Genomic DNA, 20,706 nt, shown 5'->3' on the forward strand with positions numbered 1-20,706 from the left:
ATCATGATGGTTTATGATATGAAAAGAGTCGGGAAAGGTGCCTATTTTCTTTTCAATCGGAGGAGAAAGGGAAGGTGATAGGAAAATAGCTATTTACCTTTATTTTCGCTAGAATATGAGTACATAAGAAAGGTGTTGTGGAACGTGGAGATTCAGTTTTTAGCAGGCAGATCGGGGAGTGGAAAAACGACTGCAATTCTAGAAGAAATCAAAGAACAACTGCGGCTTGATCCGCTGGGTCCGCCAATCATTTTTTTAGTCCCGGATCAAATGACATTTTTAATGGAATATGAGCTTGCAAAAACGTCTGAAGCTGGTGGAATGATCAGGGCCAAAGTCTTTAGTTTTACTCGGCTTGCCTGGTCTATATTACAGCAGACTGGCGGTGCGAACCGTCAATTTGTCACAAGCACAGGGATTCAAATGCTCTTAAGAAAAGTAATAGAAGAACAGAAAGACAAGTTTAAGGTATTCAAAAAGGCGAGTGATAAACCGGGATTTGTTGAGCAAATAGAAAAGACGATGGCTGAATTCAAAAGGTACTGTATGATGCCGGAGGATATTGAAAAAATTTCGGCATCCAGCATGCATTCAGAGTATACAGAAGAAAGACGTGCGGCGGAAAAATTGCATGACCTTCATGTTCTTTATCAGCAGATGGAGCAGCATCTGCAAGATGAGTATGTGCACTCAGAGGATTACTTGACACTTCTGGCTCAGCAAATTCCTTTATCAGAAGAATTGAGAGGGGCACACATTTATATAGATGGTTTTTATGAGTTTACCCCCCAGCAGCTTCTTGTCATTGAACAGCTTTTGCTACATGCCGAAAAAATAACAGCTGCATTCACAGTGGATCGTTCCTATCATGACACGCAGCCAAATGAACTTGATTTATTTCGCATGACAGGTAAGACATATTCCCAGCTTTATCAGTTGGCTAAAGAGTGCGGAGCGGCTATTTCTGAGAACATTTTGGAGAGAAATAAGCGGCATCTTCATACCCCAGATCTAGCTTATTTAGAAAATCAATATGAACAGAGACCTTTGCAGCCGTATCAAGAAGAAACGCCTCACCTTACCGTATCGAAAAGTGCAAATAAACGAGCTGAAATTGAGGGAGTAGCGAGAGATATTCTTGATTTAGTAAGAGGTGAAGGTCTTAGGTTACGAGACATCTCAATTGTTGCAAGACATGTAGACGACTATAAAGATACGTTAAAAGAGGTGTTTCGAGATTACGATATTCCTTTCTTTATTGATGGAAATGAATCGATGCAGTATCATCCGCTCATTGAGTTCATTCGTTCGAGCCTCGATGTCATAAAAGGGAACTGGCGGTATGAGGCGGTGTTTCGCTGTGTGAAAACGGAGTTCTTATTTCCGCTTGAACTCGCTAAAAACAAAGCGAGAGAACAGGCGGATCAGCTGGAAAACTATTGTATTGCTTACGGTGTAAAAGGTGAACGCTGGACGAATGGTTCACGATTTCATTATCGCCGCTTCCAATCACTAGATGAAGATTTTGGACAAACCGATCAAGAAATAGAAATGGAGCAAATGCTGAATGATGTAAAAGAATGGATTGTTCCGCCTCTCTTTCAATTGCAAAAAAGATTGAAAAAAGCGCAAAAGCTAAGAGACATGGTGGAGGCAGTGTATGTCTTTCTAGAAGAAGCCCAAGTGCCAGAAAAGCTTGAAAAGGCAAGGCTTGAGGCGGAAGAAGCAGGCAGGTTAGCTGAAGCGATGCAGCATGGGCAAGTGTGGGATGCTGTCATTCAATTGATGGATGAATTTGTTGAAATGCTGGGCGAGGAGGAGCTCTCATTTCCATTATTTCAACAGATGATGGATACAGGACTGTCCTCTCTCAAGTTCGCTTTGATTCCCCCTTCACTTGATCAAGTGTTTATCGGAAGTATGGATTTATCCAGAATGTATCAAGTAAAGTGTACGTTTGTCATTGGAGTAAATGATGGAGTTATACCTGCACGGCCCTCTGATGAAAGTGTATTGTCTGAAGACGACCGGGAATGGTTAAAACGGGCAGGAGCAGAGCTGGCAGAGACAGGGAAGGAACGGCTGCTGGATGAACAATTTTTGATATATCAAGCGCTGTCCAGTCCATCGCACTACCTGTATTTATCCTATTCAGCTTCAGATACGGAAGGGCGGTCTCTTTTGCCTTCGACCCTCATCAAGTATTGTGAGGAACTGATGCCAAACCATCAGCAAGCCCTCTATGTGTTAGATCCAGAGCAGTTGGATGATCAGGAGCAATTAAAATTTGTAACAAACGAGCATGTCTCGTTATCCTATACCGTTTCGCAGCTACAACAATGGCTCAATCAATATCCGATCAGCGGCGTATGGTGGAGTGTATATAATCATTTGATGACCTCGTCCAACCGCGACGTATCAAAAAAAATCATGTCCAGCTTGTTCTTTACAAATAGAGCGACACGTTTAAATCCGAATGTCACAAAAGAACTTTACGGTGACCATATTCAGGGCAGTGTTTCAAGAATGGAGAAATTCAATGCATGTGCATTTTCTCATTTTGCTTCCCACGGGCTAAAACTAAAAGATCGACAATTTTACAAATTAGAAGCACCTGATATCGGCCAGCTCTTTCACTCGGCTTTAAAACTGATTTCAGATACGCTTGTTGAACAAAAAAAGGATTGGAAAAACTTAACGAAGGAAGATTGTGTGACCTACTCAAGGCATGCAATTGAACAGCTGGCTCCACGTCTGCAAAAAGAAATTTTATTAAGCTCTAATCGGCATGCTTATATAAAAGAAAAGCTTCAAAAAATCCTCATCAGGGTGTCTTCTATATTAAGCGAACATGCAAAAGTGAGCGGATTCTCTCCGGTTGGACTTGAGTTAGGTTTTGGAGGTCAAGGACCTCTGCCGCCGTTTACTTTTCAATTAAAAAACGGCTGCACGATGGAGCTTGTTGGAAGGATTGACCGAGTGGATAAAGCAGAAGGGTCAAAAGGACTTCTATTAAGAATTGTCGACTATAAGTCCAGTGAGAAGGGGCTTGATCTAGCAGAAGTTTACTACGGTTTAGCCTTGCAAATGCTCACTTATTTAGACCTGACCATTACGTATTCTAAAGAATGGCTTGGCATGGAAGCGACACCGGCAGGAATTTTATACTTCCATATTCATGACCCGCTGATTCAAGCCCCTATTCCGCTCGCAGAGGATGCAATTGAGCAGGAAATATTGAAGAAATTTAAAATGAAGGGTCTATTGCTCGAAGATGTGGAAGCAGTGAAGTTGATGGATCAAACACTCGAATCAGGAAGATCACAAGTCATCCAAGCTGGTTTGAAAAAGGATGGTTCTTTCCGATCTGACTCTGCGGTATTAAGTGAAGATCATTTTCACATTCTCACAAAACACGTTCGGCGAACCTTTGAAGAGGCAGGAGAAAGAATTACAAGCGGTGAGGTAGAGATAAACCCATATAAATTAAAGGATCAAACCCCTTGCCGCTTTTGCTCCTTTAAGTCTATTTGCCAATTTGATGAATCAATAGAAGATAATGAATTTAGGGTGCTCACCTCTGAGAAGGATGATGTCATGTTAGACCGGATCAAAAAAGAAGGGGATCAGTATGCAAATACCAAAACCGAATAACAGTACTTGGACAGATGACCAATGGAACGCCATCGTTTCAGAAGGACAAGATATTCTTGTTGCTGCGGCGGCAGGGTCAGGGAAAACAGCGGTCTTGGTTGAACGGCTCATTCGAAAAATGACTCGGCCGGAGCAGCCAGTTGATGTGGACAGGCTGCTCGTAGTGACTTTTACCAATGCTTCAGCAGCAGAAATGAAGCACCGGATCACTGAAGCACTTGAAAAAGAACTATCTAAAAACCCTGGTTCCCTTCATATGCGGAGACAGCTGTCACTTATGAATCGTGCCAATATTTCTACCTTGCACTCCTTTTGTTTGCAAGTTCTGCGCACTTTTTATTATGAGATTGACCTTGATCCAGGTTTTCGTTTGGCTGATCAAACAGAAGGAGAATTACTAGGAGATGAAGTGTTAGATGAACTGTTTGAGGATGAGTATAAGGTTGGAAAGCCGTCATTCTTTGAACTCGTTGATCGTTACACATCTGATCGGCATGATTTAGATCTTCAATGGCTTGTCAAAAGAATTTATGAGTTTTCTAGATCACATCCAGCGCCAGAACAGTGGATGCGGGCATTCCTTTCTCTTTATGATGTGGATACACAGACAAAGGTAGAAGAATTACCCTTTTATCCATATATCAAAGAGGACCTTTCTCTCGTTTTAAGAAGCTGCCAGGAACTGCTGGAACAAGCGCTCGCTTTATCAAAAGAGCCGGGCGGTCCAGCACCGAGAGCAGAGAATTTTATAGATGATTTAGAGCAAGTAAATGAATTAATAAGGCATCAAGATGATTTTGGTACACTTTATGAGCTTTTGCCAAACATCAATTTTAAAAGGTTAAAGACTTGCAAAGGGGATGACTATGACCCAGCTCTGTTAGAAAAAGCAACAGATGCACGCAATCAAGCCAAAAAACAATTAGAAAAGCTAAAAGATGAATACTTTATGCGCAGTCCCGATCAGCATTTAAAAAGCTTGGCTGAAATGAAGCCAGTTGTAGAAACACTTGTAGAGCTTGTGATTCAATATGGAGAGCGTTTCGAAAGAGCAAAACAAGAAAAATCAATCGTAGACTTTTCGGATCTAGAACATTATTGTTTGCGCATTTTAGCGAAGCAGGACGCAGAAGGAAATCTCATTGAAACAGAAGCGGCTAAATACTATCAACAGCAATTTGAAGAAGTACTCGTGGATGAATACCAGGATACAAACCTTGTCCAAGAAACGATTCTAAAGCTCGTGTCTAAAGGGAAACATCCTGCAGAAGGCAACCGCTTTATGGTTGGTGATGTGAAGCAGTCCATTTATCGCTTTAGACTTGCAGAGCCGATGCTCTTTTTAAATAAATATAAACAATTCAAAGCAGACAGCAAAGAAACAGGTAAAAGAATTGATCTAAATAAAAATTTCCGCAGCCGGGCTGATGTATTAGACAGTACCAACTTTCTGTTCAAACAGCTGATGGGAGAAACAGTTGGAGAAATTGAATATGACGAACAAGCTGAATTAAAGCTTGGAGCGAGTTATCCGCAAAGCGAAGACACGACGACAGAAATGCTTCTTGTTCATTTAGATCAGCACGACACAGAAAGCGATGAAGAACGAGAAGAGCTAGAGACGGTACAATTTGAGGCGAGAGTGATTGCAAAGAAAATAAAAGAATTGGTAGAACAGCCTTTTCAAGTGTACGATGCAAAACAGCAGCTGACCCGCAACTTGCAGTATCGAGACATTGTGATCTTGCTTCGCTCAATGCCGTGGGCTCCGCAAATGATGGAAGAGTTGAAGAAGCAGGGAATCCCTGTTTATGCGAATCTTTCCTCAGGCTATTTCGAAGCGACAGAGGTATCTGTCATTCTTTCTTTGTTAAAAGTGATTGATAATCCATATCAAGATATTCCGCTCGCTGCTGTTTTAAGGTCACCTCTTGTTCATTTAGACGAAAATGAGATGGCACTGATTAGAACCAGTGATAAAAAAGGCACTTATTATGACGCTGTGAAGGCATTTATGAGTGTGACACACTCTGATCATCCGACATGCAGAAAGCTGGAGCGATTCTTCCTTCAATTACGCAAATGGCGTGATTTTTCGATTCAGCATTCGGTAGCAGAACTGATTTGGGAAGTGTACCGAGATACACAATATCTAGATTATGTCGGCGGGATGCCAGGAGGTAAGCAAAGACAGGCAAACCTTCGGGCTTTATATGATCGAGCGAAACAGTATGAAAAGGCTGCATTTAGAGGGCTGTTTCGATTTCTTCGATTTATTGAAAGAATGCAAGAGCGTGGAGATGATCTTGGAGCGGCAAAAACGTTCAGTGAAACAGAGGATGTTGTACGCATGATGACCATTCATAGCAGTAAAGGACTCGAATTCCCTGTTGTATTTACTGCAGGACTTGGCAGGAACTTTAACATGATGGATTTAAACCAGTCCTATTTGCTCGACAAAGAATTAGGCTTTGGCAGCAAATATATTCATCCTGAGCTGAGAATTAGTTATGCAACATTACCGCTGATCGCGATGAAAAAAAAGATGAGAAAAGAGTTATTATCTGAAGAACTGAGGGTTCTATATGTGGCGCTCACAAGGGCGAAGGAAAAATTATTTTTAGTCGGCTCTGTCAAAAATCAAGTGAAAGCTTTAAGCAAGTGGCAAAATGCCGCAAACGGAGACGACTGGCTCCTCCCTGATTTTGAACGTTATCAAGCGAGAACATACTTAGATTTTATTGGCCCTGCTCTTATCCGTCATCAAGCGATGTCTTCTCTTTTAGAAGAATCGAGAGAAGTCGTTCTCTCGCATCCATCATCATTTTCTATCACCTTTCATCAAGCGTCCAATCTTCTACAAGAAGACATGTCACTTGAAAAACAAAAACAAGACGAAGTGGTACAAGCATTAATGGAAGGTATGCCTGTTCAAGGATATGGCGATTACGAGGAGGAAGTAAAAGAAAGACTTTCATGGCGTTATCCATATTTAGCGGCCTCCCAAGTAGGGACAAAGCAGTCAGTTTCCGAGATCAAAAGAATGAAAGAAATACAGGATGAATACAGTGTGCCTTCTTCCATTCGAAAAGCTCATGCGACACTGTACGAACGACCGGCTTTTATGAAGAAAAAAACACTCACAGCCGCAGAACAAGGGACGGCCATGCATACAGTCATGCAGCATATCCCTCTTCCTTCAAATGAACCATATGATGAATCTCGTGTAGAAGAGCTGCTCCATTCTTTAAAAGAGAAAGACTTACTAACAGATGAACAAATCCAGTCCATCAATCGAGAAGGAATTGTGGCCTTCTTTTCTACTGCTATTGGTCAAAAACTGCGGAAAGCGGACTGGGTGAAACGAGAAGTATCGTTTAGTATGGTTTTACCGGTTAAAGAGGTATACAGCCATATTGATGCAGAAGGTGAACCTGTGCTCATTCAAGGAATGATTGATTGTTTATTTGAAGCAGATGGCAAGCTCTATTTACTTGATTATAAAACAGATCGAGTGACTGGCAGATTCTCAGGTGGCTTAGAGGAAGCTGAAGCGATGTTAAAAAAACGCTATGAAACACAAATATCGTTGTATTCAGCAGCGGTAGAACGTTTAACAAACAGAACATTAGAGGAGAAAATCCTTTATTTCTTTGATGGAAATCTAGAAATTTCTTTATAGGTGGAATGAATGAGAGGTGAATCACATGAGGATTCTGCATACAGCGGATTGGCATCTAGGGAAAACCCTAGAAGGCCGAAGCCGGCTTGAGGAGCAGGCTGAGTTTTTAGATGAATTAAATCACATCGTCAAGGATGAACACATTGATGTCATTGTGATGGCAGGCGATGCCTTTGATACAGTGAACCCTCCTGCTCGCGCAGAACAGCTTTTTTATGAAAGTTTGTCTGCATTATCTGATAAAGGAAAGCGTCAGGTGGTTGTGATCTCTGGCAACCATGATAACCCAGACCGTTTATCAGCCGCATCTCCTTTAACGAATGAGCAGGGGATTCATTTAATTGGATATCCGACAAATGATTTAATTCATGTCGATGTTTCTTCTGCAAGTGAACGTCTATCTATTGCCGCACTCGCTTACCCGTCTGAAGCAAGGCTAAACGAGGTGCTGGCTGAAACATTTGAAGAGAAACTGCTTCGTGATCAGTACAATTTAAAAATACAACAAATGTTTCAACATTTAAGCAGCCAATTTCAGGCGGATACGGTCAATATCGCAACAAGTCATATTTATGTGGCAGGTGGCAGTCAAACGGATTCGGAAAGGCCGATTGAAGTGGGAGGCGCATATACCGTTGCGGCCGAAAGTCTGCCTGAGGCGGCTTGTTATGTCGCATTGGGGCATTTGCATCGCCCCCAAACTATTAAACGTGCCAAAACGATTGCCCGCTATTCTGGATCTCCACTTGCATACAGCTTTTCTGAAGCAGGCTACGCCAAATCAGTCACCATTGTGGATGCAAAACCGAATGAAACAGCAAGCTGGAAAGAAGTGTTTTTATCAAGCGGTAAACCACTTATGAAGTGGAAGGCGACTGAAGGGCTGAGCCAAGTACACAGTTGGCTGGATGAAAAGCGGGATCTTCAAGCCTGGATTGATTTAGAGATTCACTTAACAGATCAGCTGTCGATCGAACAAATTCATCAGCTGAGAAAACAGCATAGTGGATTTGTCCATATTAGACCAAAGTTTAAAGAGTTACAGCAAAAAGAAGAACAAAAACAAGTGGAAAAGCTCTCGATTGAAGAGCGGTTCGTGAAATTTTATGAGCGTCAGACAGGTGGAGGTCTACCTGATGAAAAAACCGTCAAGCTATTTTTAGAGCTTGCCAATGACATGCAAGAGGAGGAAGCGAATTGAAGCCGATCACGTTAACCATTAAAGGACTTCATAGCTTCAGAGAAGAACAAATCATTGACTTTAGCTCCTTATGTGATGCAGGTGTGTTTGGTATTTTTGGACCGACTGGAAGCGGAAAATCGTCCATATTAGATGCCATGACACTCGCACTCTATGGCAAGGTCGAACGTGCACTCAATAATACGCATGGTATTTTGAACCAAGCTGAAGAAAAGCTGTCTGTCTCCTTTACGTTCGCTTTGCAAAGAGAACACCATATTTCTTATAAAGTGGAACGTGCCTTTAAACGGGCAGATGAAATGAAGGTTAGAACGACGTTATGCCGATTGATTGAAATTGGTGATACGCAGACAGTTCTTGCAGATAAAGCAAGTGAGGTCAATCGTAAAATAGAAGAATTACTTGGTTTAACCATTGACGATTTTACGAGAGCGGTTGTTTTACCCCAAGGAAAGTTTGCGGAATTCCTTTCATTGAAAGGAGCCGACAGACGCCAAATGCTGCAGCGTTTGTTTAATTTGGAGAAATATGGTGATCAGCTCGTCAAACGTTTACGCGCAAAGGCTCAAAATCACTATGGACAGAAAAACGAACTGCTGGCTGAACTGACTGGATTAGGAGAAGCTGGTCCAGAGGCATTAGCGAAAGCTAAAGAAGCAGCTGCGCAGGCGCAAGCTATTTTTCATGAGAAAAAACAAACGCGGGACGAAGCGTTCACTGCTTTTACAAAAGCGCAAGCCATCTGGCAGTATCAAAAGGAACAAGAAGCGTACGAGAAGGAACAACACAACCTCAATCTGCTGGCATCCACAATGGAAGAGAAAAAGAATCAACTTCACATTGCAGAGCAGGCAGAGACATTAAAGCCTTATGCGGATGCATTAACAAAGGCTGAAAAGCAGCTCTCTCAAGTATCAAAAGAGAAGCAGGAAGCAGAAAAACGTTTACTTCATCAACGAACGATCTATGATCAAATGACGCAGGAGTATGAGCAAACGCGGCAAAAGAAAATGGAAAATGAGCCAGGGCTTCTTCAAAAGAAAGAGCAGCTTATTCAATTAAAAGAAATTGAACGAAAAAAAGAAACAGCACTTCAGGAAAAGACCGTACTAGAGCAGCAAAACAATGAAAAAGCGCAGCAATTGACTCAAAAAAAAGCGGAAGCCGAAAACGTGCAATCTTTATTAGAGCGTGCGCTTGCGAAACAAACACAGTTGAAGCATGAGCTGGAACAATTACAAGTCTCTGTCAAAGAGCGGAAACTTGTACAAGACGCACTTCGTTTCAGTGAAAATGTTCAAAGAATGAATGTGAGCATTCAAAAGGAAGAACAAAAGATTGAGGAGCTAAGACAGCGTTCAGCACAGGCGACACAATCGTATGAAAAGCTTCAAAAACAGCAAAAAGATCATCATGAAAAAATAAATCAATCGTTTCAAGCGATAGAGCAATTGTATTTTTATGTATGTGAATTTGAACGAGGTCTTACAGAATGGAGTCATAAAGAGCAGGACAAAAAACAAGAAAAATTAAAACAGCGTGATGTTGTCAGATCTGCAGAATTAAGAAAAGAATTAGCGGCAGAGCTAGTAGACGGTGAACCATGTCCTGTTTGTGGATCGATTCATCATGATCCAAAGGCTGTGATAGACAATGACCATGAAGAAACGGTTGCCCAAATTGATGAATGGATTGTAAAAATGGATAAAGAGCTCAAGCTGGCAGAGGAATATGCTAGAGACATGTTTGCTGCAAAGCAGCTGCTTGAAACGCATGCCAATCAATTAGTCAAACAGTTCTCCTTTTTATCTCAAAAAGCCCCCGATTCGGAAGTAGCTGCAGCAGTAGAAGCAGTACAGAATCCGCAGTCTTTGCACCAGCTGATTCAAGAATGGAAAGGCGTAAAACAAGATATTCAAGCAATCGAAAGCAAACGAGCTCGTTTAATGGACGTCACTTATGATCAAGCGGCAGAAATGAGCAAAGTAAAAGATCAACTGACATTTGAGCAGCAGCGCATGCAGGAATTAGACATGCTGATCAAGGAGCTTCGATCTGAGCTTTCCGAACAACTGACGCAATTTGAACAGACCTTTCCTCACCTGACAATCAACCAAGTGCAGGAAATGCAGCAACAAATTGACGAAAAGGATCAACAAGCGGAAGGTTATCAAGAGCGTATTGAGAAGAGTATTTCTTTTCTAGAGGAAAAACAGCAGGCAAAAGAGCATCTGCAAACAGCCATATACGATCTAGAGAAGGAACTCGATAAGTTGGCACATCAGCTGGGAAGCCAGCAACACCTGATCGATCAATATGAAACAGATTTACAGCGATATCCTTTAAAAGCCGCTTCTCTTTCTGATGAACTGGACGAAGTTCAACAATCTATTGCTCATCTAAATGAAAAAGAACAGCAATCGTACGAGCAATTTAAGCATGCACAGCAATTATTTAGTGAGGCACAAAGCCATTTCTCAAGCAGTGAACGTCAGCTCCAAGAGGCTAAGCGGCGAAAACAAGAAGCTGAGGAAGCATGGCAAAAAGAAACAGGATCTACTCCTTTTGATCAGCCGCAGGAGATTGAACCTGCTTTAATGGATCGATCTGTACGTCTTACAGTCAAACAGGAAATTGAGGAATTTGAGGATAAAAGAAAGCAATGTGCAGCAAACTTAAAGCGAATTTCTGAACTGTTAAAAGGTGAGTCGCTGGATGAAGACGAGTGGACAGACATTCAACTAAAAAAAGAAGCGGCAGAAAAAGCGCTTGAAGAAGCGACAGCGCTGAGTGGATCTGCACAGGAGCATCTGCGAGTGATTGAAGCAAACCATCAGCGCTTTGCAAGCATTCATGAACGCCTTGAAGAACTGCAACAAGAAATTGACCGGCTGGATAAGCTTCAAACGGTGTTTAAAGGGAATACGTTTGTTGAGTTCCTAGCAGAAGAACAGCTAGAAAGTGTCAGCCGTGATGCTTCTCATCGTCTTGGGATTTTGACAAGACAAAGGTATGCCATTGAAGTCGATTCAGAGGGCGGTTTTGTGATGCGGGATGATGCCAATGGAGGTGTCAGACGTCCGGTATCCAGCTTGTCTGGGGGAGAAACTTTCCTGACGTCTTTAGCACTTGCCCTTGCTCTGTCTGCACAAATTCAGCTGAGAGGTGAGTTCCCGCTGCAATTCTTCTTCTTAGATGAAGGATTTGGTACACTCGATCAAGACTTGTTAGATACGGTGATTACAGCATTAGAGAAGCTACAATCTCAAAATTTAGCTGTTGGTGTGATCAGCCATGTGGAAGAATTAAAGATGAGACTGCCAAAGAAACTGATTGTCCACCCAGCAGATCCAAGCGGGAAAGGAACAACAGTCTCGATGGAATTAATGTAAAGTGAGGTGATCTCAGGATGGCAAAGCAAACGATTGGATTATGTGAGCTATGCGGAAGACAAGAGGTCGTCCTTACAGAACATCACTTAACGCCAAGAGAAGAAGGAGGGGCTTTTCTACCGACTGCCTTCCTGTGTATCCCTTGCCATAAACAAGTACATGCTCTTTATACAAACCAGGAGCTTGCCGCACGTTTGAATACGCTGGATGCACTAAGACAAGATGAAAAGCTTGTTCCGTACATCAAATGGATTCGAAAGCAGCCGGCAAGCAAGCTGGTCAAAACAAAGAAATCAAGACAACGCAGAAAGAAATAAGCATAAAAAAGCGCTCCTCTAAATGAAATGAGTGTAGAGGAGCCGCTTTATGCATTGCCTACCATATTCTGATCATTTAAGTCAGGATCCACATAGTTGGTGGCGCTAATGCCATTATTTAAAATCAAGAAATCTCCGGTATTCCCCGCTCCAGAGCCTAAAGCAGATTTTGAAGAACTTTTAGGCGAAAGATAAAATGAGTCACCGACGTTTACGACGCCCCCAGAAATCGAGTTAATGTAAATGGGTCCGACAATTGCTGGCATAATCGACATCCTTTATTCGAAGTCATATCACCATCATATGCGCAGGTAGGTCCAATTGTGAGTTTGGCGGATGTTCGTCATTGTTGCTAAATAACTCTCGAATATGCTTCACTCGCGCAACGGCATTTATTCCGCACGTAGAGCCAATTTGATAGATAGAGGAGGAAGAGACCCCTTCTACATGAATGGACGACACTTTAATGAGAGGCTTTTCATGATAAAAGGCCGTTCTAACCGCTCGTTCTGGCAGCATCAATGGGATCGGCTCATAATACACTTCAAATTCTTTTGCATCTAGGTTTTCAGCTTCATTTCCATAAAATAAACTAATCGTTCGCTGGACAGCTAGCACCTTTACGTTCGGACATAGCTCTTGTGTATCACCAATTTGAACAACACTTGCAATCCCGACAGAATTCACCTTCGAGAACTTCACTTGAGATGTGCGCTTAATCATTATCGAGGGGCTAGAGGAACAAACGGGCCAATAATTAATGATTCTGGCGGTGTATCGAAAATCGATGACAGTTGTACATGGTCCGTGTCCCCGATAATAAATAGGGAAGAGGACGATACCCCAACTACTTTAATGCTTCCAGTTTCGATGTTGCGGTTGACGACTGTGAAATTCATCCGTTTTCCTCTCCTTTCGTTTCGTTTGGAATATGGGCTAAAAAGTGCTCGATTGCCCGTTTGACATCATGTTTCACGTATTCAGCAATTTGCTCGGAACGTTGAAGCGGGGTCATATCTTCCCTTTGTGGCAGCTGCCCCGCATAATATTTGATTCTGCTGTCTATTTGTTTTCGAATGTCCTCAATGATATGGTGTTTGTTGCTTTCATCAAGCGAGCCTTCGTATCGCTGCTCTAGTTCTTCAAGAAGCTGCGGTGCTTCTTCATTTAAGAATGCATCGACAAGCTGGCGTGTTTGATTGAAAAATTGATCAGCCATTTCTTGCTGCATCATTCCAATTCCCGGGGTTGTTGTTTGGCCCACTTCAAAATTTTGAACACTATTTGGATCAGATGGATTGAGGCCGATATTTAATGTGCCTTCCAGCCGCTCGATTTTCAGTTGATCAAATTGATAATCAATCCGTTCAATCGTTGTTGTCGGTTTATCTTTGATCATTTGCATTTCCTGCTGAAGCTCGTTAAGCCTTTTTTCAAGCATCATGATTTGCTGTGTTTGCTTTTGAATGATGCCATACATTTGTGAAGCGCTGTTTTGATAGTCATACATATGCATACACCTCCGGGGATTGCAGATGAACTTATGTTGTTGGTGACTGAAGCGGTACAAAAGGTGCCGTGCTTGCGCCTTGAGACTCTTCAATTCCTTGTGTGCCTGCTGCGGCAGGTGCTGACTCTACATAGCTTCCAGTGTTATACAGATTGGAGAGTGCCTTGATTGATCCAGCACTGCCGATTTGCAGAACGGATGAGTTACTCACAGACTCCACACGTAAGTAATTAATTTGTATCGCTTGATTAATATAGAAGTTCAATGGATTCTCACTCCTTACAAGTTACCAACAAGCGGTTGATCAATGACATCACTATCATACGTATTTGTCACACTTTTATAGTTGCTAATGCGTAATTGATCACCAGTGTTAAAACTGCCTGCGCCGGCAAACGTTTTAACCTGACTATTTGGAGAAATGGTGATGCAGTCTCCAACATGAACGACTCCGCTCGTTCCGACGGCATTTACTTTAAAGGCTCCAACAATAGCCGGCATAGCGGTGCACATCCTTTAGAAAAATAGGGCACTTCGTTTTTGGGCGTTTCACCATAGCTTATGATGGGTCTTTTAATATGTGATTGTCTTTTTGAAGAACTTTGATGAGAGGAATGAAGTGTATGGTTTACCCTTTATTCGAGCATTCTTTAGAGGTGGTTTTGATGCCTTTATTTAAGAGTGTGTCAAGCTCTTGACTGCACCTGATAGTTTCTTCGGCATTCATTCCGAATTTTTTTGCGGTCTCAATCAAATGTAATCTTTTTTGTTCAATTTCATAATTGATCATAACGGACGCCAACTCTCACATTTTTTATCAAATAGAAGGATATGGTTAGTATACCCTATTTTTCTATAAAAAAAGCTCTTTCGTCAATATGAGAACTAAAGTGACAAAATTCGAAAGTGTCTTTACAGGCGCGATGTCTCTTTTTTAATCTCAGTTTGTAAATAACGTCGTCTTTTGTTGATATACTGTCGGATTAATTCTCGCTCTGAACGCAGCATGTCTTGTCGGTTTTTCGTATATGGATCATCTCCAATTCGCTGCTCAATCGAAGCATGCCATGACTCAATGATGGGGAGAAGCCGTTTTTCTAAAAAATGTGTATCTAGTACGTGCTGGAAAAGGGCATAATAGTCTCTTTTAAATGCAGGGATGTCTAGCAATCTAGCGGTTAATGTATTGAAACCGCTGACTGGAATATAATCAAACGCCATTTCTTCTCCGTGAATATCACGACCCCAAGTCGCATCATAATCCCAAGGCATTACTTGAAACCTTCCTTGATCATTCACATAAAGCGCATAGTTATGAACAAAGCCATCAAAATTTTGGGTACACACGACACCAATGAGCCAGCGGAAATATTGTGTTACATCAAGGTACTGCTCAATCTTATTTGCAAACGTGTCGTCCCTTGCGGTGTTCAAAAAGTAAATAAATTCACTCAGCTGCTTGTCGTGTTCAGGAGTTCCCGTTTTTTTCTCATAACCGAGAAGAAGATGTTTTTTTGGCTTTTTATCAAATGAACTTAAAAGAGAGAAATTGGCGTCATCATCTACAGCATAATAAATGCCGCCTCCATGCAGCTGTCGTTTTTGGAGGAACAGCTCATCTACAGATTCTATTTTTAAATAAATGCCTTCTTTTCTTCCATTAATGGTCAGAAACACATGAGAAGCGGATGGGCTGAATACACCCATCTGTTCAAAGAAATAAAAAGACAGCCTGTTGCGAATGAAAGAAGGATCATTGTACTCTGCATTTAAGTGAAAAAGGGATTCGCCCTGTCTTTGCTTTGGTTTTCGATATTCAATTTGATAGGATTTTTTCTTGAGCTTTCGGATGTGTGATCCTCGGTATGAGGCATAAATATGTGACTTGGTTTGGCCGGTTTTCAGAATGGCCTCGACGGGTTCATCGTTCCATATGTCCTTTTTTAATTCCATGAGATCTTTTGGATGAATCCAGATATCCAGTTGTTTTAAAGGTTCTGTGTCCATGCGTTCATCACCCTCCTATATCTCTTCCACTATATGAAAATGAAGGAATGTCCTGTACCTGCTGATAGGTATTCATGGAGTTTTCTAAGAAAGAGGCATTCGCCAAGAACACTTGTCTACCGAGTCTCGTAACATAAAGCAGAGAAGATAAACAGCTTTGTCTGTTTGTTTTGTCAGAGCACAGTTTGGGAGGGGAATTGTTCGTGAGCACATTTGATCATTCGCATATTGAACATGCAGTTGATTCACTTCGAAGTGAGGGGCGTGATCAACACTTAGATCGTGAACCAGAATCGGGACATTCGCACAAATCATCTCGTTCTCGTCATTCAAATCGCCGTCACTGGTTCTTTGGTGGGGTAGGATGCCGTAAGTCACATCGCAGCAAAAAAAGCCATAAAAGCTATCGCTCTAAAAAAAGTCGCTGTTCAAAGAAAAGTGTAAAGAGCAAGAAATCATACAAAAGTAAAAAGTCGTATAGAAGCAAGAAATCATGCAAAAGCAAAAAGTCATACCGCAGTAAAAAGAGTAAACCAAAAAAATCATGCCGCAGCAAACACAGATCACATCATAAGAAAAGCTGCCGCAAATCACACCGCAGCCATCGATCTAAACGTTCTCATCACCATAAACGGAGTCACTCTTGCCGAAGATGCGGAAAGAAAAAACATCATTCCCGCCATCAAGGAAATGTTGATCGTAAATGGGATCAAGGGAATATGTGGGAGTATCGACGCTACCGCTAAATGTCAGGTCTTCATTTTTGAAACCCTTTTTAAAAGAGAGTATGATAAAAAAGGGTTTTTTTTATTTCGTAGAGAAATAAAAATGAGACATCATAATGTATTGAAATGAAGATTGTGAGGGGAAGACATGAAGTTTTTTACAGGTGAGATACATAACAGATTGTTTATCGGGGTCGTCATTGATGATGAATGGGTGATGGACGTCAAAAAGGCAGAAGCAAAACTATTTGAGCTAGAAACATTGCCAAACTCTTTATCTGAATGCATCAACATGGGGGACAAGTTTGTCGAACACGTCAAACAGCTTCTTGATTGGGCGGAGAAAAAAGAAGAAGACCGCGGCTCTTATGTCTATCCGCTTTCGGACGTGACACTCCATGCACCGATTCCAAAACCAACGAAAAACATCATGTGTGTTGGGAAAAACTATCAAGATCACGTCATGGAAATGGGAAGTGCGGCAGATATTCCTAAAGACGTGATGATCTTTACAAAGGCGCCTACCTCTGTTGTAGGGCATGAAGCGGACATTCTTCTCCATGAAGATGTGACAAGTGAATTGGATTACGAAGGGGAGCTTGCCATTGTCATTGGCAAAACAGGAAAGGATATTGCTCCTGAAGAGGTCCACGATTACATTTTCGGTTACACCATTTTAAATGATATAACGGCAAGAGATTTGCAGAAAAAACACAAACAATTTTTCATCGGAAAAAGCTTAGATACAACTTGTCCAATGGGACCTTATATCGTTCACAAGTCAGTGATTGAGGATCATGGAGCACTCCATGTGGAAACAAAGGTAAACGGAGAGGTTCGTCAGTCTGCCAGTACGGAATTAATGATCTTCCCAATTGAAGACATTGTGTCAACTCTTTCAAAAGGGATGACGCTGGAAGCGGGAGACATCATTGCAACAGGTACACCTTCTGGAGTCGGCAAAGGTTTTGAACCGCCAAAATTTTTAGCCTCAGGCGATCAGGTTGAAGTAACAATTGAACCAATTGGGACGTTATCAAATCGCGTCAAATAAAGGCGTGTTGACACAGGATTGTCGCTTTGTGTTCGACTTATTTCGTGGTACGATGAGAAGGTAATTGTTCTGATAAAGGGGGAAATCACAAATGGGAACACATTTACATATTACAGCGTGGGTGCTAGGTATTATTTTATTTTTCGTTGCCTTTGCATTAGCAGGTAAAAACGATAAAGGCGCTAAAATTGTGCATATGATCGTACGACTGTTCTACTTGATTATTATTGCAACAGGCGTAGAGCTGTATGTTCGCACAGGAATGAAAATCCCGGGTTACGGGGGCGAGTATGTTGGAAAAATGATACTTGGTATTCTTGTGATTGGTTTCATGGAAATGGTCCTTGTACGCAAGAAAAAAGGAAAATCGGTGACGGGTGTATTCATTGGTTTTATCGTGGTTGCTATTGTGACCATTCTTCTCGGCTTACGTCTGCCGATCGGTTTCCATATCTTTTAAGATAAAAAGGGCATTGCTTATCAAAAGCAGTGCCCTTTTTATGTGAGATCAAACTGAGACATCAGCCGATGACCGTCAGACGTCGTCCATTCCAATTGAACTTGATTTGTACCCGAATGATGGTGGCATTGAAGGGCAAGTGATTGCATGTCTCCTGAAAACTGAAAAAAAGACACGCGATGAGAAGGATGGAAGGAAGAGAAGATACAATCATAGACGGAAAAGCCAAGCTGTTCTACATAGTCAATGATCTGATAAAAGACGCTTTCCGGTACGAACATGAGCAAATCAAGCCACCCTTTAGAAAGAGACGCTGTATATTGAATGCGTTCACCGCCTTTTACCTCCATCAACTTCCCATTCTCACAAAGAACGACAGACCCGAGCAATTCTCCTTTTGTCCATCGATCCTTTTCTTTCAAACAGATCATAGAACTTTGAAGGCTTTCAGGCAGCATGATGTCTCCTTCTTCGTCTTCAATCAGACAATGACCGTTTTCCATCAGTAAGTACCCGTTACACCATTTTGGGTGGTTTTGCTGAAGATATGTCATTCGGTTCTCCATTCGCAAAACCTCCTTTCCTCTTTCTTTTCTTACCAAATGAAGCTTGTCCTATACACAGGGGAAAAAAGGACAAATCAACTATCAAGGAGCCGATGCATAAACTAAGAAAGGCTAAATGAGAACACTTGATGAAAAACGGATGGGAGCTGATGATGATGTGTGGAATAACAGGCTGGGCAGACTTTAAAAAGCAGCTCATCCAACAGGATCATGTAATCAATCAAATGACAGATACATTATCTAAACGAGGGCCGGATGATACAAATACGTGGAAAAGTGAGCACGTTCTTTTCGGCCATAAACGGTTAGCCGTTGTCGATGTTGAAGGCGGAAAGCAGCCGATGACATATACCCATCAACACCATGATTATACGGTGGTATACAATGGAGAACTTTATAACACGGAGGATATACGAAAAGAATTATTCAAAAGGGGGCACCGCTTTCTTGGGCATTCTGATACAGAGGTTCTTCTTCACGCCTATACAGAATGGAAGGAAGAGTGTGTGACCCATTTTAATGGAATTTTTGCATTTGTCATTTGGGATAGTGAGCGTGAATTATTATTTGCAGCGAGAGACCGGCTCGGTGTCAAGCCATTTTTCTATACAGAACGTCATCATTCCTTTTTGTTTGGCTCAGAAATCAAAGCACTTCTAGCTCATCCTGAAATGAAAGCCAAAGTGGATCATGAAGGGTTATCAGAAATCTTTGGTTTAGGGCCGTCTAGAACACCAGGGCAAGGCGTATTTAAAGGGGTGAAAGAGCTGAGACCTGCTCATGCCCTAACCTTTTCAAAAGATGGTTTGCGTGTGTGGAGGTACTGGAATGTCAAAAGCAAGCAGCATACAGATTCGCTTGATGACACCGCTCAGCACGTGAAGGAACTCTTTACGGATGCTGTTACAAGACAACTTGTCTCTGATGTGCCTGTATGTACGTTTTTATCGGGCGGTGTGGATTCTAGTGCCATTACGGCCATTGCCGCCAAGCACTTTGAGAAAATAGGGAAAGCCCCGCTGCATACGTATTCCGTTGATTACGACGGAAATGATCAATTCTTTGAAGCAAGTCAATTTCAGCCGAATGCTGACGGCCCGTGGATTGATCGAATGACCAAAGCGTTTCAAACGAATCATCACAGCTGCATCATTGGGCAAAAAGAGCTGGCTTCTTATTTGAAAGAAGCGGTTGAAGTGCGAGATTTGCCGGGGATGGCAGATATTGATTCTTCCTTACTATGGTTCTGCCGAGAAATTAAAAAGGATTTTGTTGTTGGTTTATCAGGTGAATGTGCAGATGAAATTTTTGGAGGTTACCCATGGTTTCACATGGCAAGCGAAACCAATGGATTTCCGTGGATGAGATCAACGGAAGCACGCATTCAGCTTCTTCAAGACTCATGGCAAAAGAAATTATCACTGAAGGAATATGCGCAAAGCAAATATGAAGAAACCGTGGCAGAAACCCCTCTTTTAGATGGGGAAACTGGAGTAGATAAAGCCCGAAGAGAACTTTTTTACTTAAATATGATTTGGTTTATGACAACACTGCTGGATCGAAAAGATCGTATGAGCATGGGGGCGAGCCTTGAGGTACGTGTACCATTCGCAGATCATCGTCTTGTTGAGTATGTATGGAATATTCCTTGGGAAATGAAAATGTATGGAAATCGGGAAAAAGGGGTTTTGAGAAAAGCATTAGAGGGAATTTTACCGAATGAAGTGCTTTATCGCAAGAAGAGCCCTTATCCGAAAACACATCATCCTGCTTATACTCAGGCGGTAAAAGAGATGTTAACAGATTGTCTCGCGCAAAAGGATTCTGTGCTTCATGAATTTTTAGATCCACATCAATTAAAACAGCTGATTGAAACGGAAGGGGCTTCTTTCCAGGTTCCTTGGTATGGTCAGTTAATGAAAGGCCCACAGCTCATTGCCCATTTGGCACAGATTCATCATTGGTTTGAAACATATCGAATTGATATAGAAGCATAACAAAGGGTCGGCTTTCTTGCACTTGTTGAAAGGAAGTCGGCTTTTTTGATACATAACATGAGACTTTTAGAGCACATCAAAAGTTGATCTAACCGCTTCAATTTGTATAATTAACTTAAAGTGAATTAATTTGGAGGAAAA

General features: G+C 41.8%; 18 protein-coding genes. 9 read left to right on the top strand and 9 right to left on the bottom strand.

Annotated features, from left to right (window positions below):
• Positions 1–144 precede the first annotated feature (144 nt).
• Genes addB through ASG46_RS15500 form a run of 5 tightly spaced genes read left to right on the top strand, consistent with a single transcriptional unit; the run spans position 145 to position 12,246 of the window.
• Entirely contained in the window at positions 145–3,654 is a 3,510-nt protein-coding gene (gene addB, locus ASG46_RS15480) for a helicase-exonuclease AddAB subunit AddB (RefSeq protein WP_056705131.1), read from the top strand.
• Positions 3,632–7,336, top strand: a complete 3,705-nt coding sequence (gene addA / locus ASG46_RS15485) for a helicase-exonuclease AddAB subunit AddA (protein ID WP_056705132.1) — start codon at positions 3,632–3,634, stop codon at positions 7,334–7,336. The genes addB and addA overlap by 23 nt, the downstream gene beginning before the upstream one ends.
• Positions 7,337–7,361: 25 nt before the next feature.
• Complete coding sequence (sbcD, locus tag ASG46_RS15490; RefSeq protein WP_056705134.1) at positions 7,362–8,537, top strand: exonuclease subunit SbcD; 1,176 nt, start codon at positions 7,362–7,364, stop codon at positions 8,535–8,537.
• Positions 8,534–11,929 carry an exonuclease subunit SbcC gene (gene sbcC, locus ASG46_RS15495; protein ID WP_056705136.1) on the top strand — a complete coding sequence of 1,132 codons (3,396 nt, stop codon included), beginning with the start codon at positions 8,534–8,536 and terminating at the stop codon, positions 11,927–11,929. Before sbcD ends, sbcC begins: the two co-directional genes overlap by 4 nt.
• Before the next feature lie 17 nt (positions 11,930–11,946).
• Entirely contained in the window at positions 11,947–12,246 is a 300-nt protein-coding gene (locus ASG46_RS15500) for a hypothetical protein (RefSeq protein ID WP_017360217.1), read from the top strand.
• Positions 12,247–12,293: 47 nt separating this feature from the next.
• Here ASG46_RS15500 and ASG46_RS15505 read toward each other — a convergent pair whose 3' ends face one another.
• From ASG46_RS15505 to ASG46_RS15540, 8 genes are all read right to left on the bottom strand, one after another.
• Positions 12,294–12,512 carry a spore germination protein gene (locus ASG46_RS15505; protein ID WP_003211468.1) on the bottom strand — a complete coding sequence of 73 codons (219 nt, stop codon included), beginning with the start codon at positions 12,510–12,512 and terminating at the stop codon, positions 12,294–12,296.
• 22 nt (positions 12,513–12,534) lie between these two features.
• Positions 12,535–12,969 carry a spore germination protein GerPE gene (locus ASG46_RS15510; RefSeq protein ID WP_008348609.1) on the bottom strand — a complete coding sequence of 145 codons (435 nt, stop codon included), beginning with the start codon at positions 12,967–12,969 and terminating at the stop codon, positions 12,535–12,537.
• The gene (locus ASG46_RS15515; RefSeq protein ID WP_003210893.1) at positions 12,969–13,145 is read right to left on the bottom strand and encodes a germination protein GerPD; all 177 of its coding nucleotides are present in this window, start codon (positions 13,143–13,145) and stop codon (positions 12,969–12,971) included. Before ASG46_RS15515 ends, ASG46_RS15510 begins: the two co-directional genes overlap by 1 nt.
• Positions 13,142–13,756 (bottom strand): spore germination protein GerPC, encoded by a 615-nt coding sequence (locus ASG46_RS15520; protein ID WP_008348607.1) that lies wholly within the window; start codon positions 13,754–13,756, stop codon positions 13,142–13,144. Before ASG46_RS15520 ends, ASG46_RS15515 begins: the two co-directional genes overlap by 4 nt.
• A 31-nt stretch (positions 13,757–13,787) precedes the next feature.
• A complete protein-coding gene (locus ASG46_RS15525; protein WP_035392485.1) occupies positions 13,788–14,021 on the bottom strand; it encodes a spore germination protein GerPB in 234 nt (77 codons plus the stop codon).
• 14 nt (positions 14,022–14,035) lie between these two features.
• Entirely contained in the window at positions 14,036–14,257 is a 222-nt protein-coding gene (locus tag ASG46_RS15530; protein WP_003211745.1) for a spore germination protein, read from the bottom strand.
• A 127-nt stretch (positions 14,258–14,384) separates the two neighbouring features.
• On the bottom strand, positions 14,385–14,546 hold the full coding sequence (locus tag ASG46_RS15535; RefSeq protein ID WP_008348605.1) for an aspartyl-phosphate phosphatase Spo0E family protein: 162 nt from the start codon (positions 14,544–14,546) through the stop codon (positions 14,385–14,387).
• 122 nt (positions 14,547–14,668) lie between these two features.
• Complete coding sequence (locus ASG46_RS15540; protein ID WP_056705138.1) at positions 14,669–15,763, bottom strand: CotH kinase family protein; 1,095 nt, start codon at positions 15,761–15,763, stop codon at positions 14,669–14,671.
• Between the two features lie 203 nt (positions 15,764–15,966).
• Here ASG46_RS15540 and cotG point away from each other — a divergent pair, with 203 nt between their 5' ends.
• The 3 genes from cotG (at position 15,967) to ASG46_RS15550 (ending at position 18,002) form a co-directional block, all read left to right on the top strand.
• Entirely contained in the window at positions 15,967–16,509 is a 543-nt protein-coding gene (cotG, locus tag ASG46_RS21645; RefSeq protein WP_442854138.1) for a spore coat protein CotG, read from the top strand.
• Positions 16,510–16,636: 127 nt separating this feature from the next.
• Positions 16,637–17,542, top strand: a complete 906-nt coding sequence (locus ASG46_RS15545; protein ID WP_056705139.1) for a fumarylacetoacetate hydrolase family protein — start codon at positions 16,637–16,639, stop codon at positions 17,540–17,542.
• A gap of 91 nt (positions 17,543–17,633) precedes the next feature.
• The gene (locus tag ASG46_RS15550) at positions 17,634–18,002 is read left to right on the top strand and encodes a YisL family protein (protein ID WP_007499115.1); all 369 of its coding nucleotides are present in this window, start codon (positions 17,634–17,636) and stop codon (positions 18,000–18,002) included.
• A gap of 38 nt (positions 18,003–18,040) precedes the next feature.
• Here ASG46_RS15550 and ASG46_RS15555 read toward each other — a convergent pair whose 3' ends face one another.
• The gene (locus ASG46_RS15555; RefSeq protein ID WP_056705140.1) at positions 18,041–18,568 is read right to left on the bottom strand and encodes a DUF2777 family protein; all 528 of its coding nucleotides are present in this window, start codon (positions 18,566–18,568) and stop codon (positions 18,041–18,043) included.
• Between the two features lie 155 nt (positions 18,569–18,723).
• Between ASG46_RS15555 and asnB the strand changes: the two genes are divergently transcribed.
• Positions 18,724–20,565 carry an asparagine synthase (glutamine-hydrolyzing) gene (gene asnB / locus ASG46_RS15560; RefSeq protein WP_024720029.1) on the top strand — a complete coding sequence of 614 codons (1,842 nt, stop codon included), beginning with the start codon at positions 18,724–18,726 and terminating at the stop codon, positions 20,563–20,565.
• Positions 20,566–20,706: the final 141 nt, after the last annotated feature.

The organism is Bacillus sp. Leaf49 (genome assembly GCF_001426125.1).
GTDB classification, from domain to species: Bacteria; Bacillota; Bacilli; order Bacillales; family Bacillaceae; genus Bacillus; species Bacillus altitudinis.